We start from the raw sequence: 15,727 nt of genomic DNA, 5'->3' as shown, positions 1-15,727 counted from the left end.
TTAACCGGGGGCTGACATAGTGCCGACATCCCACTCGCAGAGCTGAGCCGCAAACCTGAAGGAGCTGGGCACATGGGGAACAAGAAGGCACTCACCGGGGCGCTTCTGGCGACCGCGATACTGACCGTCGCGGGCTGCGGCGGCGGGGGCACGGCCTCCACCGAGACCGCCGAGGCGCCTGCCGACCCGGCCGACGCGTCGGGCACGATCAAGGTGCTGACGGCCCGTACCGACCTCGTCCAGAACGGGACGATGGCCAGGTACGCCGACGAGTTCAACAAGACCTATCCCAAGGTCAAGGTGAAGTTCGAGGCCCTCACCGACTACGAGGGCGAGGTCAAGATCCGGATGAACACCGAGGACTACGGCGACGTCCTCATGATCCCGGCCGCCGTGGCCAAGGACGACTACCCGAAATTCTTCGCCCCGCTGGGCACCACGGCCGACCTGAGCGCCAAGTACCGGTTCAGCGACAAGACCGATGTCGGCGGCAAGGTCTACGGCATCGCCCAGTTCGGCACGGCCAACGGCTTCCTCTACAACAAGGCCGTCTGGAAGAAGGCCGGCATCACCAGGTGGCCGGCCACGCCGCAGGAGTTCCTCACCGACCTGAAGGCCGTCAGAACGAAGACGGACGCCCTGCCGTACTACACGAACTTCAAGGACGGCTGGCCGCTGACCGCCTGGACCAACAACGTCGGCTCCGTCACCTGCGACGCCCGGGCCGGCGACAAGCTCGCCGGCGCCGTCTCCCCGTGGAAGCGGGGCGGCGAACTGAACACGATCGACTCCCTGCTGTACGACATCGTCAAGGGCGGCCTGTCCGAGAAGGACCCCAGCACGACCAACTGGGAGGCGTCCAAGGGGCTGATCGCCCAGGGCAAGGTCGCCACCATGCAGCTCGGCTCGTGGGCCATCACGCAGATGCGGGACGCGGCGAAGAAGGCCGGCACCGACCCCGGCGACATCGGCTTCATGCCATTCCCCGTACAGAAGGGCGGCAAGTACTGCGCCGTCCTCGCCAGCGACTACCAGCAGGCGGTGAACATCCACTCCTCGCACAAGGCCGCCGCCCGGGCCTGGATCGACTGGTTCACCGAGAAGTCGGGCTACTCGGCGAAGGAGGGCGCCGTGCCGGTCCTGAAGTCCGCTCCCATGCCCAGCACCCTGAAGGACTTCGTTGACAACGATGTCACCTTCCTGGAGCGTTCCGAGGCGAAGACCGGCGAGGTCAACAAGATCGACAACGCGGCCGAGATCGGCCTGAACAAGCCGGACTACCGCCAGAAGCTGGTCGACCTCGCCCGCGGCGCGCAGCACGGCAGTCTCGACGGCTACCTCGCGGACCTCGACAAGCGGTGGAACGAGGCGGCCGGGACCGCCGGTTCCTGATCGGCGCCGGTGCTCCCGGCCCGGCCGGACGCCGGTACGGGCCCCGTCCGCACCGGACGGGGCCACCGCCCGTCGCCCATCCGCCAAGACGAAAGGCCCGACATGACCGAGACGACCCGCACGGCGCCCGCGAAGGTGCCGGGCACCGCCCCGCCGCCCCGCGGGACACCCGCCGGCGGGGGACGCCGGGGCGGGCGCGTCCTGCGCCGGCTCACCCCGTGGCTCTTCCTGGCCGTCCCTCTCGTCCTGCTGGTCACGTTCACCTACGTGCCCGTGGGCAACATGATCTACTACAGCCTCACCGACTGGGACGGCGTCAGCCCCGACCGCCGTTTCACCGGTGTCGACAACTACGAGCAGATCTTCACCCGTCCCGAGCTGTTCCGGGTGTTCTTCGTCAGCTTCTACTACCTGGCCGCGTCGGCCGTGCAGATCGTGATCGCCCTGTATTTCGCGACCGTGCTCAGCTTCGATCTGCGGTTCCGCAACCTGTTCAAGGGGATCCTGTTCTTCCCCTACCTGATCAACGGCGTGGCCATCGGCTTCGTCTTCCTGTACTTCTTCCAGGACGGTGGCACGCTCGACTCGGTGCTGTCCTGGTTCGGCGCCGGCTCCGGGCACGCCTGGCTCGGTGACCCCTCCTCGGCGAACACCTCCCTGGCAGGAGTGTCCGTCTGGCGCTTCACCGGGCTGAACTTCGTCCTGTTCCTCGGCGCGATCCAGTCGATCCCCGGCGAGCTGTACGAGGCGGCCCAACTGGACGGGGCCACGCGCTGGCAGCAGTTCCGGCACATCATCGCCCCGGGCATCCGGCCGGTGGTCAGCCTGAGCGTCATCCTGGCGGTCTCCGGATCCCTGTCCGTGTTCGAGATCCCATACATCATGACCGGCGGCGCGACCGGCACGACGACCTTCGTCATCCAGACGGTCAAACTCGCCTTCCAGTTCAACAAGACCGGCCTGGCCTCGGCGGCCGCCGTCGTCCTGCTTTTGATCATCCTGGTGATCACCTGGATCCAGCGCCGCCTCGTGCCCGACGAGAAGGTGGACCTCGTATGACCACGCCCCTGCCCGCCCGCCGCCGGATCGCACCCGCACTGACCTACCTGTCGCTGGTCCTCGCCTCCCTGGTCGTACTGATACCGCTCGTCGTCGTGTTCCTCACCTCCCTCAAGACCTCCAAGGAGGTCTCGGACGGCGGTGCGCTGTCGCTGCCGGGCAACTGGCTGAACCTCGGCAACTACGCGACGGCGTTCAACGACGGCAAGATGCTGTCCGCCTTCGCCAACACGACGTTCATCCTGCTGTTCTCGATCACCGGCACGGTGATCATCGGCTCGATGACCGCGTACGCCATCGACCGCTTCGACTTCCGGGCGAAGAAGCCGATCATGGGACTGTTCCTGGTCGCCACCCTGGTACCCGGCGTCACCACACAGGTCGCGACCTTCCAGGTGGTCAACAGCTTCGGGCTGTTCAACAGCATCTGGGCGCCGATCCTGCTGTACATGGGGACGGACATCGTCTCGATCTACATCTTCCTCCAGTTCATCCGGGGCATCCCGGTCTCCCTCGACGAGGCCGCGCGCCTGGACGGGGCGAACACCTTCACCATCTACTGGAAGATCATTCTGCCGCTGCTGAAACCGGCGGTCGCCACGGTCGTCATCATCAAGGGCATCACCGTCTACAACGACTTCTACATACCGTTCCTCTACATGCCGTCCGAGGACCTGGGCACCATCTCCACCGCGCTGTTCCGCTTCAAGGGGCCGTTCGGCGCGCACTGGGAGGACATCTCCGCCGGCACGATCCTGGTGATCCTGCCGACCCTCCTCGTCTTCCTCTTCCTCCAGCGGTACATCTACAACGGCTTCGCCCAGGGCGCGACCAAGTGACCTCCGCGCCCGCGCGGCGGACGTCCTCGCCGGCCGGGAGCCCCGGCACGCCGGCCGGGGCCCCGGCGGACCCTGGCGGGACCGCCGTCAGGAGGTGAGCCGTCCGCCGACCTCGGCGGCCAATGCGTCCGCCGCCCCGTCCAGTGCGGTGCGGAGGGCGTCCGTGGTCGTGCCGGGTGCGCCGAACAGCCCGTGCGCCCGCGCGGCGAAGCCGGGAACGGCGGGCAGGGATGCCTCCCGTGGCCCGGACCGCGCGCTTCTCGTTCAGCACCCGGGAGCGCACGTGGGCGGACAGCGCGTGCACGAGGAGGCCCACCGCGCGGAAGAGACAGCCGGCGACGGAGAAGCTGTCACCGCGTGCCGCTCCCCTGCGGGCGGCCGCCAGGATGCACGGGGCCTCCGGCCGCGCGGCGGCGGTGAGTGCTTCGCGGCGGTTCCGGGTGACGGCGTGTCCGCTCGCGCAGGATGCGAAGCTCGCCGCCGGTGTCGGCGAGGACGCGCCCGACGGCCGCCTCGCCGACGTACGTGTGCGAGTAGACGCCCAGCGGGCGGGCGGGCCGGGTTCCGACCTCGAAGCGTCCCTCCTGGCAGTCCGCCCAGCCCCGGCGTACCCGGTCGAGGTCACGGCAGAGCCGGTCGACGCGGTGGCCGTCCACGGTCAGCCAGGCCCCGCCGTCCGCCCACGTCCGCAGCCGCCGGGCTCGGTCACGTCGACCGACGTGCCGGTCAGTTCGGCCGCGAGGAGCCGCAGGGCACCGGCGTCCAGGGGCGGCCGGGTAGTACAGGGTGAGGCCGTGGTCGGAGTCGCGGTGGGCTGCCCCGCCGCCCGGCTGCCGCCGACGGCCACCACGGCGACACCCCTGACCTCCGCCGGCCGGCCGGCGATCTCCGTCAGACGGTCCACACTCGGAGTGTGCCGGACCGTGTCACCGTCCGCGACCGCATTCGGAGCGGCTCGGCGTCGCCACGGTCGGGGTACGCGTGGGCGTTCACGTCGTAGTGGGTGCCGGTGGCGGAAGCGGTCCGGTCGGTCTCCAGGAAACCGCCCCGGGCTCGTGACGTCGAAGGCCCACTGCCTCGCGTGATCGCGGGCAGCGCCCGGCACATCGCTCGGGCCGCGCCGCGCCGATGACGGGTCGGATGCACACCTGTCCCAGCCGTCGCTGTCCCGATGACCGAAACACCTGCCGCGCGCGCCACCCCGGACGGTGAACCGCTCTCCTGCCACTTGAGGCACGCCGGACGGATCGTTCGCGTTCTTCGGTCAACCCCCCGGACGCCGGCCGCTTGGCCGACATGTGCGCCCCGGCATCGCGGCCGCGGGGGTCACACTGAGGCCCATGGAGAGCGAGACGTGGACATCCACCGGCGCGCGGCCCTCGCCGGCGAGCGGCAGCAGCACGTCACAGAGGTTCGGCAGCGCGCCCGCGCTCACGGTCGGTGTGGAGGAGGAGTATCTGCTGGTGGATCCGGTCTCCCGGGAGCTGAGCACGCGGGCGGACAAGGTCGTGGCGCACGCCGCGGAGCGGCTCGGCGACCGGGTCACCACCGAACTCACCCGGTTCCAGGTCGAAGTGCGCACCGATCCGCACGGCGGTCTGGCCGGCCTGGGCGTGGAGTTGAGCGAGACCCGCCGGGCCGTGGCGGACGCCGCCGCCCGCCTCGGGCTGCGCATCATCTCCAGCGGCACGCCGGTCCTGGGCCGGCACGGTCCCCCGCCGCTGACCGCCGGGGCCCGCTACGCCCAGAGCCTGGCGACCTTCCGCGCCCTGGACCACGAGCAGACCGTCTGCGCATGCCACGTCCACGTCGGCATCCCCGACCTGGCCACCGCGCTCGAGGTCGGCAACCATCTGCGGCCCTGGCTGCCGGTGTTGATCGCGCTGAGCGCCAACTCGCCGTACTGGGAGGCCCAGGACACCGGCTACGACAGCTGGCGCACGCTCACCTGGGGCCGGTGGCCGGTGGCCGGCGCCCCGCCGTACTTCGAGTCCGTCTCCCACTTCGAGGACCTCGTCGGCCGGCTCATGGCCGGCGGGACGCTCCTCGACCGCGGAGGACTGTACTGGGACATCCGTCCCTCCCACCACGTGCCCACCCTGGAGATCCGGGTCGCCGACGCCGCGCCCACGGTCGAGGACACGCTGCTCCTCGCCGCAGCCGTCAAGGGCCTGGCCGGTGCCGCCCTGTCGGCCGTACGGGACGGACGGCCTGCCCCGCGCCCGCAGCCCGAGTTGCTGCGGGCCGCGTACTGGCGCGCCGCCCGCGACGGCATCCGGGGCCGGGCCGTCGACCAGCGGACCGGCCGGCTGGAACCCGCGGCCGTGCACCTCGACCGGCTCTGGCGCACCGCCCTGCCGGCCCTCGCTCCGGCGGAGCGCCGCATGGTCCGTGCGGCGCGGGAACGCCTCGGCACCGTGGGCAACGGTGCCGACCGCCAGCGCAGGGCCTACCGCCGCCGGCACAGCCTCTCCGACGTGGTCGACCACCTGATCCGGCAGACCACCGCCGGCCACGAGACGCCTTCCCCGCCGCCCGGCCCGGCCTGATTTCGGCGCGCGGGGCGACGGCCGGGCGGGGTCGGGCGGTCGGAGCCGGAAGATCGTGAGCACGTAGGTTGTCATCATGACGCAGGGTGAGGAGACCACGGCGCGGGCCGCGTCACCGGATGAGTGCGTACGGGGCGGCATGCCGCTCGGCGGAACGGGCGGCGGCGGGAGGCCTGGCCCGTTCCTCGCTGTCGATGGCGGTGGGCACGGTCCTCTCCCGGGCGACGGGGCTCGTCCGGCAGGTACTTCAGGCCACCGCGCTGGGCACGTGGCTGCCGGCCGGCACCTGCAACGTGGCCGACACTGGGCCGGCCGGCCCGCACACGCTCCTGACCGGCGGTGAACATCGCCTCGGCCACCGTCTGCCGTCCGCTGCTGCCCGCGCGCCGGGCCGTGACCGGCATGGCCGGGGCCTGCCCTGTCGTATCCGGCCGGTCTCGTCCTCACCGCACGGCGGCTGCGCAAGCGGGCGGGCGGCCGTCTCGGCGACGGCGCCCTGCGCCGCACCTGCACCTGCACCTGCACCTGCACCTGGATGGGGGCGCCGCGGCTGTCGCCGGCGTCTCGGCTGGGCCGCCGCACGCGGCCGCGCCGCCCTCGCCGGAACCGGCACCTGGCCCACCGCCGGCGCCCTCGCCGCGGGAACGCTGACGCTGAGCGTGGCCTGTCCCGTTCTCGCCCGCCTCATGTGATCAGTGAGCTGCGGCGTCTGCCCGGGATGCGGTGAGGTGTGTCCGACGGTGCGCCGGGACACGGGCGGGCCCGGTCCCCCCGGGGACCGGGCCCGTCGGCGTGTGCGGTTGTCCGCTCAGCCCTGGCGGGCCTTGAAGCGCGGTTCCTTCTTGTTGAGCACGTAGGTCACTCCCCGCCGGCGCACCACCTGGGCGCCGGGCCGGGACTTCAGCGCGCGCAGGGACTTACGCACCTTCATCCGCGTCCTCTCCCTTCGTCACGGTGCCGGCTCTTCAGCTGTGGGCCGGCGCGGTACGGCCGTAGCGGCGCTGGAAGCGCTCGACGCGGCCCTCGGTGTCCAGCACTCGGGACGTGCCGGTGTGGAACGGGTGGCTCGCCGAGGAGATCTCGACGTCGATCACCGGGTAGGTGACGCCGTCCTCCCACTCGACCGTCCGGTCCGAACCGGCGGTGGAGCGGGTCAGGAACGTCACGTCCGCGGCACGGTCGCGGAAGACGACCGGGCGGGATACGGGATGGATTCCGGGCCTCATGGGGTTGTCCTTCCTCTCAGCGGTCCTGGGGCCGACGCGGGCCCGGGTCAGCGCGCCTCACGGAAGAGGGCGTGCCGCCCGGCCACCGGGTCGTACTTGCGCAGGACCAGCCGGTCGGGGTCGTTGAGTCGGTTCTTGCGCGTCACATAGGTGACGCCCGTTCCGGCCTCCGAGGTCAGCCGGACGACGGGACGCACGGTGCTGCGTGCCATGAGGTCCTCCTTTCGCGGACCGACATCACGTTGCCGACCGGATACGTTCTTGGTCCGTGCATGTCAGTCACATGGGTGTCAACGGAGCCGGCCGCCCGGACATTCCCGTCCGGCACAGTCACCGTGCGGGGCCGCCGGGCGATCTTCCGGACGAGGGTGTCGCTCTCCGTCCGGCCGCTACGGCCCCCTTCCCGCTCGACCGGGAGGCGGGCCGGCGCGCACGGGTGTGCGAAGTGATCACTCGTTGGTGAGTTCCGCGGGCCTCCCGCCGGCCGCGTGGACGACGCTGGCCCTAGGCCGTGTCGTCGAACTCCCGCCTGCTCCACGACGCCATGCACGCACTCTCGCCGCACCGGGCCCCGACCCAAGTACGTCCAGTACGAGAGTCAGGACCCGGCACGCCGAGAGCACGCACCTGACGCCGCAGAGCCCGCCCTCCGGGCGAACGGCGGGAGTTCGACGACACGACCCTGGTGGCGCGCGACCGGCGGCGTCCCGTGGTCGGCGAGGGGAGAAGACGTGGCTGGGGATGCCGGGCACCGAGGGGGGCTGGACGAACAGGCGGTGCTGCTGGCGGCGGGGCTCGCGGATCTGGCGGTGAGCACCGTGATGTCGGCCGCGGGAGCGGTGCGCGGGCTGCTGCGCCGGTCGGACACGGCGCACCTCGCGGCGCAGGCCGAGCAGGACCTGAGGGCGCGCGGACGGCTGGCCCTGGACCGGTACGCGGTGGTGCCGCCGGCGCATCTGGAGGTCCTCGCCCGGCACGTGGTGGCCCGGCGGGCCGGCGATGGCGGCTGACCGCTGGGACGCGCCCGCGTTCAGAGCCCGCGTCGACGAGGTGCTGCGCGGCTTCGTGGGCGCGGAGGCCGACCAGCTGGCGGCCATCGACCCCGCGCTGGATCCGGTCGCCGGGCAGCTGGAGGCCGCGGTGGCGCGGGGCAAGCGGCTGCGGGCCGCGTTCTGCTACTGGGGCTGGCGGGCGGCGGGACAGCCGGACAGTGCCGCCATGGTGCGGGCCGCGGCCTCCATGGAGCTGGTGCACGCCGCGGCGGTCGTCCATGACGATCTGATCGACGACAGCCCGTTGCGCCACGGCCGGCCCACCGTCCATCTCGCGCTGCGGTCCGCCGTGGCCCACCGGCCCGGGGCCGCGCAGGCGGCGCAGGCGCTGGGGATGCTGGTGGGGGACCTGCTGATGTCACTGGCGGGGCAGCTGTTCGCGACCAGTGGTCTGCCTGCCGCCTACTTGGCCCGGGCCCGCCCGCTGTGGGGGACGCTGGCCCGGGAGCTGATCGCGGGCGAGTGCCTGGAGATCTTGCAGACCGCGGGTGTCCCGGACCTGCCGGCCTCGCTGAAGGTGATCCGCTACAAGACGGCCAAGTACACCGTCGAGCAGCCCCTGCTGATCGGTGGGGTCCTGGCCGGGGCCGGGGCCAGGCTGTGCGGGGGCTACTCCTCCTACGGGGTGCCCCTGGGTGAGGCCTTCCAGCTGCGGGACGATCTGCTCGGGCTGTTCGGGGACGAGCGGGTCACCGGCAAGGCCGGCGCGGACGACGTGCGCGGCCACCGCCCGACCGCGCTGCTCGCGGAGGCCTGGCGGCTGGCCGGTCCGGTCGAGCGGGAGCGGTTGCGCGCGCTGCTGGGACGCCCGGATCCGGACGGGGACGGCCTGCGCGAGGTACGGGAGCTGATGGGCCGGCTCAAGGCCCCGGACCGCATCGAGGCCATGATCACCGAACGCGTCGACGAGGCCCTCGCCGCGCTGGACGGACTGCGCCTGCCCACGCCCGCGGACGACACCCTGCGCGCCCTGGCGCACTCGGCCACGGTCCGCCCGTACTGACCGGCCGCCCCGCGGCCGGCACCCAAGGAGCCCTGTCATGACCTACACCGAGGCGTCGCTGGACGCTCTGCGCCGGACCGGCGACGAACTCGCCGACGCCACTGTGGCCACGCTCTTCGCACGCGGGGAGGTCGGCAAGTTCAACACGCTGATGCGCTACGTCTCCACCGCCGGCGCCCCGCTGCCGGACGGGCTGCCCGACGTCGCCCGGGAGTACCTCGCGGCCACGAGCGTCCCGCCGGCCTGGGTGGACTGGGGGGAGATGGAGCGGGCGCGGCTGTTCTTCATCGACAACAACGTGCACATCTCCACGGCCCTGTCCTTCGCCTCCATGCCCGCCTGCTACGTCGTCCCCAACGTGGCGCGGCTGCTGTCGGCGACCCACTCCTTGCAGTACCCCTCCAAGCGGATGGCCGAGACGGGCCAGTTCACCGTCTACCTGATGCAGCCCGACGCCTTCGAGGCCGGCAGCCGGTTCGTCCCGGCCGCCCAGAAGGTCCGGCTGCTGCACGCCTCCATCCGCCATCACCTGGAGCGCGAGAACCGCTGGGACACCCAGTTGTGGGGGACGCCGATCTGCCAGGAGGACCTGATCGGCGGGCAGTTGTTCTTCTCCCTGCTGGTCCTGGACAGCCTGCACCGCCTCGGGGTCCACATGACCACCGAGGGCGCGGAGGCCTACTACTACGCGTGGCGGGTGGTCGGCGCGATGCTCGGCGTCGACCAGGACGCCGTGCCGAAGACCCTGGAGGACGCGCGGGCGTTCCTCGACCTGTACATGATCCGGCACATGGGCCCCTCGGAGGAGGGCGCGCAGCTGACCCGGCAGCTCATCGACCTGTACGAGGAGGTCGTGCCCGGCACCTTCTTCGACCCGATCGTCTCCGCGCTCGTCCGCCATCTCGTCGGTGACACCTGCGCCGACTGGCTGCGGGTGCCCCGCACCCGCTGGGACGTCCTGGTCAAGGCCGTTCCGCATCTGCTGGGCGTGCTGGAGACCATCGAGGACCGCTCGCCGCTCGGTGCCTGGGCCCTGGACCGCCTCGGCCACCTGACCACGATCCTCGAACTGTCCTCCCTCACCCGCGGACGCGTCATGCACTACGCCATCCCCGAACACCTGCGGAAGGACTACGGCGTCGACGGCATGGTGCCCCGCACCCACCGATGGGTCCCGCCCGGCGCCACCGTCTCCCCGTGACCGGTCCGGCGGGCCCGCGGGCCCGGCGAGGTCTTACGGAGCGGTGACGTGCCGGGCCGGTCGACCGTCCCGGCACAGTCGCGCACCTAGCGTGGCCGTATGCGTGTACTGGTCACCGGCGGTGCCGGGTTCATCGGGTCCCATGTCGTCGAGGCGCTGCGGGAGCGCGGGCACGAGCCGGTGGTGTACGACGTCCGGGACGATCCCGCCGCCGACGTACGCGACCCGGTGGCGGTGGCCCGCGCGCTGGCCGGTGTCGACGCCGTGTGCCATCAGGCGGCGATGGTGGGCCTCGGCAGCGGGTTCGCCGACGCGGCGGAGTACGTCTCGCGGAACGATCTGGGCACCGCGGTCCTGCTGGCCGCGATGGCCGAGGCAGGCGTACGGCGGCTGGTGCTGGCCGGCTCGATGGTGGTGTACGGGGAGGGCCGGTACGAGTGCCGGGCGCACGGGGTGGTGCGGCCGGGGCCGCGAGCCGTCGCCGACCTGGAGGCGGGCCGGTTCGAGCCGCTCTGCCCGGTGTGCGGGCAGGACCTCTTCCCCGGGCTGGTCGGCGAGGACGCGCCGGCCGATCCGCGCAACGTGTACGCCACGACCAAGCTGGCGCAGGAGCATCTCGCCGCCGCCTGGGCCCGGGTGACGGGCGGGTCGGCGGTGTCGCTGCGCTACCACAACGTGTACGGCCCGCGGATGCCCCGCGACACCCCGTACGCGGGCGTCGCCTCCTTCTTCCGTTCGGCGCTCGCCCGGGGCGAGGCCCCGCGGGTCTTCGAGGACGGGCGGCAGCGACGGGACTTCGTGCACGTCCGGGACGTGGCGGCGGCCAACGCGGTCGCGCTGGAGGCGGACGCCGCCACGGGGGTGCTGCGGGCGTACAACGCCGGCAGCGGTGATCCGCACTCGGTCGGCGAGATGGCGCGGGCGCTGGCCGCGGCGCACGGCGGGCCCGAGCCCGTGGTCACCGGCGAGTACCGCCTCGGCGACGTCCGGCACATCACCGCGGACTCCGCACGGCTGCGCGACGAACTGGGGTGGCGGCCCACGGTGGGATTCGCGGACGGCGTGCGGGAGTTCGCGCGGGCGACTCCCGGCGGGCGGTGATCGCCGCTACGACGGCAGCGGCAGCGTCACCTCGAAGCGGCAGCCGCCGGGGATGTTGCGTACGGCGGTCCGCCCCCGGTGCGCCTCGACGATCCCCCGGACGATGGCCAGGCCCAGGCCCGCGCCGCCCGGGGGCGTGCGGGCGTCGGTGCCGCGCCAGCCGGTGTCGAAGACGCGGGGCAGGTCCTCCTCGGGGATGCCGCCGCAGCCGTCCGACACCGACACGACCACGCCGTCGGGCCCGCGCTCGGCGGCGACGGCCACCGTGCCGTCGGCGGGTGTCCGGCGGATGGCGTTGACCAGCAGGTTGCCCAGGACCCTGCTCATCTCCCGGCCGTCGATCTCCACCGGTACGGGCTCGACATGGGCGCCGACCAGCCGCACCCCGTGCTCGCGGGCGAGGGGGTCGGCGCCCGCGAGGGCGTCGCCGACCAGGTCGTACAGGGACATCCTGGAGAGGGACAGCGAGAGTGTGCCGGCGTGGATCCGGGAGAGTTCGAAGAGGTCGCCGACCATGGCGTCGAGGCGCTCGACCTCGGTGCGGATCTGCTTCAGGTAGCGGTCCGGGTCGGCGGCGACCCCGTCCTCCAGGGCCTCGGCCATGGCCCGCAGCCCGGCGAGCGGCGTGCGCAGGTCGTGGGAGATCCAGGCGACGAGTTCCCGCCGGGAGGTCTCCGACGCTCTCTCGCGTTGCCGGGACTCGGCCAGGCGGGCGCTGGTGGCCGCCAGTTCCCTGCTCAGCGCGTCCAGTTCGGCGGTGGCGGGTGCGGTGGGGGCACGGAAGGCACCGGCGTCGCCGAACGAGCGGGCGGCAACGGCGAGTTCGTGGCTGCGGGCCACCACCCAGCGGCCCAGCAGCAGCGCGGTGGCCAGGGAGACCACGGCCGCCATGGCGACGACGGTCGTGACGACGGTCAGGTCGTGCGGGGACAGGAACATCGCCCAGGCGACGGCGAGGGTGCCCGCGAGCATGGCCAGCACGCCGACCGCCGCCACCACGGCGAGCGAGGCGGTGAGCGACCGGCGCCGGATGAGCCGCAGCGCACCCGCTCCGGCGAGGCCGGCCGCCGCGGCGCCGGCGAAGGCGTACAGGGCGATGAGGAGGGTGTCGCGCATGGTCAGCTCGTCTCCCCGGCGTCGGTCCCGAAGCGGTAGCCCACGCCCCACACGGTCTGGATCAGGCGCGGCCGGCCCGGGTCGTCCTCGATCTTGCCGCGCAGCCGGCGGACGTGGACGGTCACGGTGGACAGGTCACCGAAGTCCCAGCCCCACACCTCGCGCATCAGGTCCTCGCGGCTGAACGCCCGTCCGGGATGGCGCAGGAAGAAGCAGAGCAGGTCGAACTCGCGCAGCGTGAGAGCGAGTTCGGCGCCGTGTTTGGCGGCCCGCCGGGCGGCTGGGTCGAGCGTCAGTCCGGCCGCGCCGATCGGGCGGGCCGGCGAGGCGGCCTGCGGGCGGGTGCGGCGCAGCACCGACTCCACGCGCAGGACCAGTTCGCGGGGGCTGAAGGGCTTGGTGACATAGTCGTCGGCGCCGACCTCCAGGCCGAGGATCCGGTCCTCCTCGTCGCCGCGGGCCGTGAGCATGACGACCGGGACCGGGCCGCGGGCGCGCAGCCGGCGGCACACCTCCAGGCCGTCCATGCCGGGCAGCATCAGGTCGAGCACCACCAGGTCGGGCCGGTGCGCGTCGGCGCGGGTGAGGGCCGTGGGGCCGTCGTCGGCGCGGTCGACGAGGTGGCCGGCGCGGTCCAGGTAGCCGGCGACGACCTCCGCGACGGTCGGATCGTCGTCCACGACCAGGATCCGGGCGGGCCGGCCGGAGGTTCGGGCCTCGACGGGCTCGTACTGTTGTTGCATGACCCCAGCGTGGCACCGCCTCCCGCCCGGCGTCGCCCCCGACCGCCGCGCGGCCTCTCACGTCCTCGTTCCGTAAGGAGCGGGGATCCGAAATGCGCAGTTCGCGTCCGTAGGGTGAACGCCGTGACCATCTCACCGCCACCACACGATGTCGATGTCGTCCTGCCCTGTCTGAACGAGGCCGAGGCCCTGCCCTGGGTGCTCGCCCGCATCCCGGCCGGCTGGCGTGCCGTCGTCGTGGACAACGGGTCGTCCGACGGTTCCGCCGAGGTCGCCCGGGCGCTCGGCGCCACCGTGGTGCACGAGCCGCGCCGGGGTTTCGGTGCCGCCTGCCACACCGGTCTGAGCGCCGCCACCGCCGGCACCGTCTGCTTCTGCGACTGCGACGCCTCACTGGACCCGTCGCTGCTGGAGCCGTTCGTACGCGACGTACAGACGGGCGTCGCCGACCTGGTGCTGGGCCGGCGCCGTCCGCAGGGCCGCGGCGCCTGGCCCGCGCACGCCCGCGCCGGGAATGTCGCGGTGACGCGGATGCTGCGCCGGCGCACCGGTCTGCGCCTGCACGACCTGGGCCCGCTGCGCGCCGCCCGCCGTGAGGCGCTGCTCTCCCTCGAGCTGACCGACCGGCGCAGCGGCTATCCGCTCCAGATGGTCGTGCGGGCCGCCGACGCCGGCTGGCGCGTCACCGAGCACGACGTGCCGTACCGGCCCCGTACGGGCGCGTCCAAGGTGACCGGGACGTGGCGCGGGACCTGGCAGGCGGTCCGGGACATGAGCCGGGTCCTGGCCGAGCGGCCGGCCGGTGCCCCGGCCGGGACGCCGGGCGGGACTCGCGGCGGACGGAGGGCCGTACGGTGACCACGCTTCTCGTCATCGCCAAGGAACCGCGGCCGGGACGGGTCAAGACCCGCCTCACCCCGCAGTTCACGCCCCGGGAAGCGGCCGCGCTGGCCGAGGCGTGCCTCGCGGACACCCTCGACGTGGTGGCGGCCACCCCGGCCGCCCGCCGCGTCCTGGTCCTGGACGGCGCTCCCGGGCCCTGGCTGCCGCCCGGCTTCGACGTCGTACCGCAGTGCGCGGGCGGTCTCGACGCGCGGCTGGCGGACGCCTTCGCCGGCTGTCCGGGGCCGGCACTCCTGATCGGCATGGACACCCCGCAGGTGACACCCGCACTGCTGACCGTGGACTTCGCCGGCTGCGACGCGTACTTCGGGCCGTCGGCCGACGGCGGCTTCTGGGCCCTGGGCCTGGCGGAGCCCGACCCGGATCTGCTGCGCGGCGTACCGATGTCGACGCCGGTGACCGGAGAGACGCAGCGCGAGCGGCTCGTGGCGGCCGGGCTGCGGGTGCGTGACCTGCCCGTGCTGCGGGACGTCGACACGGCGGCCGATGCGCGTGCCGTCGCCGCCCTGGTCCCGCACGGCCGGTTCGCCGCGCGGCTGGCCCGGTACGCGACGAGGGCGGGCCGATGAGCACCGCCGTGCCCGCGTGGGCCACCGCGGACTCCTACACGGCGGCCCTGCGCTCCGGACGCGGGCCGCTGTTCCTGCGCCGGGAGGACGGCTGGCTGCTGCCGCTGGAGGTGGAACGCTGGTGCGCCCGGCCCGACGCGGCCGACCTGGACGTCCTGGACCGGTGCGAGGGCAGCGTGCTGGACGTGGGGTGCGGCCCGGGACGGCTGGTGGCGGAACTCGCCGCGCGGGGCCGGGCCGCCCTCGGCATCGACGTCAGCGAGGCCGCCGTCGGACACGCCCTACGGCTCGGCGGCCAGGCCCTGCGGCGCTCGGTGTTCGAGCCGCTGCCCGGCGAGGGCCGCTGGGGCACCGTCCTGCTCATGGACGGCAACGTGGGCATCGGCGGCGACCCGCGCATCCTCCTGGACCGGGTGGCCGGACTGCTCCGTCCCGGCGGCCTGCTGATCGCCGAGACCGCCCCGGTGGACGTGGACGAACGCGCTTACGTACGGGTCGTGGACGCCCCGGGCACCCGCGCGGCCGGCGCCCCCTTCCCCTGGGCGCGGGTGGGGACGCCGGCGCTGCTGCGTCACGCGCGGGGCTGGGAGCGGGCCGGCCGGTGGTCGGCCGGGGGCCGGTCCTTCGCCGCCCTGCGCAGCCGCAGCGCCAGCAGCAGCGCGGAGCCGCCGAAGAGTACGGCGGTGATCAGCAGCCAGCGGGCAAGGAAGCCGTCCGGGGACAGCCCGGTGGCGAGCCGGTAACGCCCGTCCACCATGCCGCTGATGAGCGGGAACCAGACGAGGAGGAGCAGCCCGGACAGGGCTGCCGGGACGCGTACGTACATCGTCCGCTCCCGGCGGCCGGCCGCGCCGAGCCCCCGCACGACAGCCCGGTCCGCGACCGCGTACAGAGGCAGCAGGACCAGGTCGTGCAGGAGGGCCAGGCCCACCCACCACAGCGCCACGCCGAACCCGTCGCCCGCGAACAGCCGC

Annotated in this window: 17 protein-coding genes; 11 read left to right on the top strand and 6 right to left on the bottom strand. The window is 73.3% G+C overall.

What is annotated here, in order from left to right; genetic code table 11:
* The first annotated feature begins 72 nt into the window (after positions 1 to 72).
* The 3 genes from ABZ117_RS27285 to ABZ117_RS27275 all read left to right on the top strand — a co-directional run bounded on the left by ABZ117_RS27285 (position 73) and on the right by ABZ117_RS27275 (position 3,290).
* Positions 73 to 1,392, top strand: a complete 1,320-nt coding sequence (locus tag ABZ117_RS27285; protein ID WP_356824446.1) for an ABC transporter substrate-binding protein — start codon at positions 73 to 75, stop codon at positions 1,390 to 1,392.
* Between the two features lie 102 nt (positions 1,393 to 1,494).
* A complete protein-coding gene (locus tag ABZ117_RS27280; protein WP_356824445.1) occupies positions 1,495 to 2,451 on the top strand; it encodes a sugar ABC transporter permease in 957 nt (318 codons plus the stop codon).
* On the top strand, positions 2,448 to 3,290 hold the full coding sequence (locus ABZ117_RS27275) for a carbohydrate ABC transporter permease (protein WP_356824444.1): 843 nt from the start codon (positions 2,448 to 2,450) through the stop codon (positions 3,288 to 3,290). The genes ABZ117_RS27280 and ABZ117_RS27275 overlap by 4 nt, the downstream gene beginning before the upstream one ends.
* 350 nt (positions 3,291 to 3,640) lie before the next feature.
* Here the strand turns inward: ABZ117_RS27275 and ABZ117_RS27270 are convergent, their stop codons facing one another.
* The gene (locus tag ABZ117_RS27270; protein WP_356824443.1) at positions 3,641 to 3,946 is read right to left on the bottom strand and encodes a hypothetical protein; all 306 of its coding nucleotides are present in this window, start codon (positions 3,944 to 3,946) and stop codon (positions 3,641 to 3,643) included.
* A gap of 684 nt (positions 3,947 to 4,630) precedes the next feature.
* Between ABZ117_RS27270 and ABZ117_RS27265 the strand changes: the two genes are divergently transcribed.
* Complete coding sequence (locus ABZ117_RS27265; RefSeq protein ID WP_356824442.1) at positions 4,631 to 5,839, top strand: glutamate--cysteine ligase; 1,209 nt, start codon at positions 4,631 to 4,633, stop codon at positions 5,837 to 5,839.
* Positions 5,840 to 6,647: 808 nt separating this feature from the next.
* Here ABZ117_RS27265 and ykgO read toward each other — a convergent pair.
* The 3 genes from ykgO to rpmG are packed head-to-tail and all read right to left on the bottom strand — an operon-like array spanning position 6,648 to position 7,277.
* Positions 6,648 to 6,770: a type B 50S ribosomal protein L36 gene (gene ykgO, locus ABZ117_RS27260; protein ID WP_121785362.1), complete on the bottom strand. Its 123-nt coding sequence runs from the start codon at positions 6,768 to 6,770 to the stop codon at positions 6,648 to 6,650.
* A gap of 34 nt (positions 6,771 to 6,804) precedes the next feature.
* Positions 6,805 to 7,065: a type B 50S ribosomal protein L31 gene (locus ABZ117_RS27255; RefSeq protein WP_356824441.1), complete on the bottom strand. Its 261-nt coding sequence runs from the start codon at positions 7,063 to 7,065 to the stop codon at positions 6,805 to 6,807.
* Between the two features lie 47 nt (positions 7,066 to 7,112).
* Positions 7,113 to 7,277, bottom strand: a complete 165-nt coding sequence (gene rpmG, locus ABZ117_RS27250) for a 50S ribosomal protein L33 (protein WP_356824440.1) — start codon at positions 7,275 to 7,277, stop codon at positions 7,113 to 7,115.
* A 519-nt stretch (positions 7,278 to 7,796) separates the two neighbouring features.
* On the opposite strand from rpmG, the gene ABZ117_RS27245 reads away from it, so the two are divergent.
* The 4 genes from ABZ117_RS27245 (at position 7,797) to ABZ117_RS27230 (ending at position 11,422) form a co-directional block, all read left to right on the top strand.
* Positions 7,797 to 8,075, top strand: a complete 279-nt coding sequence (locus tag ABZ117_RS27245; protein ID WP_356824439.1) for a polyprenyl synthetase — start codon at positions 7,797 to 7,799, stop codon at positions 8,073 to 8,075.
* Complete coding sequence (locus ABZ117_RS27240; protein ID WP_356824438.1) at positions 8,065 to 9,120, top strand: polyprenyl synthetase family protein; 1,056 nt, start codon at positions 8,065 to 8,067, stop codon at positions 9,118 to 9,120. Before ABZ117_RS27245 ends, ABZ117_RS27240 begins: the two co-directional genes overlap by 11 nt.
* 37 nt (positions 9,121 to 9,157) lie before the next feature.
* A complete protein-coding gene (locus tag ABZ117_RS27235; protein ID WP_356824437.1) occupies positions 9,158 to 10,321 on the top strand; it encodes an oxygenase MpaB family protein in 1,164 nt (387 codons plus the stop codon).
* A 99-nt stretch (positions 10,322 to 10,420) separates the two neighbouring features.
* Positions 10,421 to 11,422 carry an NAD-dependent epimerase/dehydratase family protein gene (locus ABZ117_RS27230; protein ID WP_356824436.1) on the top strand — a complete coding sequence of 334 codons (1,002 nt, stop codon included), beginning with the start codon at positions 10,421 to 10,423 and terminating at the stop codon, positions 11,420 to 11,422.
* 6 nt (positions 11,423 to 11,428) lie between these two features.
* On the opposite strand, the gene ABZ117_RS27225 is transcribed toward ABZ117_RS27230, so the two are convergent.
* The gene (locus ABZ117_RS27225; RefSeq protein WP_356824435.1) at positions 11,429 to 12,538 is read right to left on the bottom strand and encodes a HAMP domain-containing sensor histidine kinase; all 1,110 of its coding nucleotides are present in this window, start codon (positions 12,536 to 12,538) and stop codon (positions 11,429 to 11,431) included.
* Between the two features lie 2 nt (positions 12,539 to 12,540).
* On the bottom strand, positions 12,541 to 13,281 hold the full coding sequence (locus ABZ117_RS27220) for a response regulator transcription factor (protein WP_356824434.1): 741 nt from the start codon (positions 13,279 to 13,281) through the stop codon (positions 12,541 to 12,543).
* A gap of 114 nt (positions 13,282 to 13,395) precedes the next feature.
* Between ABZ117_RS27220 and ABZ117_RS27215 the strand changes: the two genes are divergently transcribed.
* The 3 genes from ABZ117_RS27215 to ABZ117_RS27205 are packed head-to-tail and all read left to right on the top strand — an operon-like array spanning position 13,396 to position 15,496.
* A complete protein-coding gene (locus tag ABZ117_RS27215) occupies positions 13,396 to 14,139 on the top strand; it encodes a glycosyltransferase family 2 protein (RefSeq protein ID WP_356824433.1) in 744 nt (247 codons plus the stop codon).
* Positions 14,136 to 14,753, top strand: a complete 618-nt coding sequence (locus ABZ117_RS27210; protein ID WP_356824432.1) for a DUF2064 domain-containing protein — start codon at positions 14,136 to 14,138, stop codon at positions 14,751 to 14,753. Before ABZ117_RS27215 ends, ABZ117_RS27210 begins: the two co-directional genes overlap by 4 nt.
* Positions 14,750 to 15,496, top strand: coding sequence for a methyltransferase domain-containing protein (locus ABZ117_RS27205; RefSeq protein WP_356824431.1), 747 nt, complete (start codon positions 14,750 to 14,752; stop codon positions 15,494 to 15,496). Before ABZ117_RS27210 ends, ABZ117_RS27205 begins: the two co-directional genes overlap by 4 nt.
* Positions 15,497 to 15,727: the final 231 nt, after the last annotated feature.

The organism is Streptomyces sp. NPDC006309 (assembly GCF_040613095.1).
Classification (GTDB): domain Bacteria; phylum Actinomycetota; class Actinomycetes; order Streptomycetales; family Streptomycetaceae; genus Streptomyces.
The sequence above is the reverse complement of the archived record's forward strand: the minus strand, read 5'-3'. Positions and strand labels throughout refer to the sequence as shown.

What these genes read in the sequence shown, in the direction of transcription:
- ABZ117_RS27285 (WP_356824446.1), top strand. Translation starts at nt 73, where the DNA reads ATGGGGAACAAGAAGGCACTCACCGGGGCGCTTCTGGCGACCGCGATA.
- ABZ117_RS27280 (WP_356824445.1), top strand. Translation starts at nt 1,495, where the DNA reads ATGACCGAGACGACCCGCACGGCGCCCGCGAAGGTGCCGGGCACCGCC.
- ABZ117_RS27275 (WP_356824444.1), top strand. Translation starts at nt 2,448, where the DNA reads ATGACCACGCCCCTGCCCGCCCGCCGCCGGATCGCACCCGCACTGACC.
- ABZ117_RS27265 (WP_356824442.1), top strand. Translation starts at nt 4,631, where the DNA reads ATGGAGAGCGAGACGTGGACATCCACCGGCGCGCGGCCCTCGCCGGCG.
- ykgO (WP_121785362.1), bottom strand. Translation starts at nt 6,770, where the DNA reads ATGAAGGTGCGTAAGTCCCTGCGCGCGCTGAAGTCCCGGCCCGGCGCC.
- ABZ117_RS27255 (WP_356824441.1), bottom strand. Translation starts at nt 7,065, where the DNA reads ATGAGGCCCGGAATCCATCCCGTATCCCGCCCGGTCGTCTTCCGCGAC.
- rpmG (WP_356824440.1), bottom strand. Translation starts at nt 7,277, where the DNA reads ATGGCACGCAGCACCGTGCGTCCCGTCGTCCGGCTGACCTCGGAGGCC.
- ABZ117_RS27240 (WP_356824438.1), top strand. Translation starts at nt 8,065, where the DNA reads ATGGCGGCTGACCGCTGGGACGCGCCCGCGTTCAGAGCCCGCGTCGAC.
- ABZ117_RS27235 (WP_356824437.1), top strand. Translation starts at nt 9,158, where the DNA reads ATGACCTACACCGAGGCGTCGCTGGACGCTCTGCGCCGGACCGGCGAC.
- ABZ117_RS27230 (WP_356824436.1), top strand. Translation starts at nt 10,421, where the DNA reads ATGCGTGTACTGGTCACCGGCGGTGCCGGGTTCATCGGGTCCCATGTC.
- ABZ117_RS27225 (WP_356824435.1), bottom strand. Translation starts at nt 12,538, where the DNA reads ATGCGCGACACCCTCCTCATCGCCCTGTACGCCTTCGCCGGCGCCGCG.
- ABZ117_RS27220 (WP_356824434.1), bottom strand. Translation starts at nt 13,281, where the DNA reads ATGCAACAACAGTACGAGCCCGTCGAGGCCCGAACCTCCGGCCGGCCC.
- ABZ117_RS27205 (WP_356824431.1), top strand. Translation starts at nt 14,750, where the DNA reads ATGAGCACCGCCGTGCCCGCGTGGGCCACCGCGGACTCCTACACGGCG.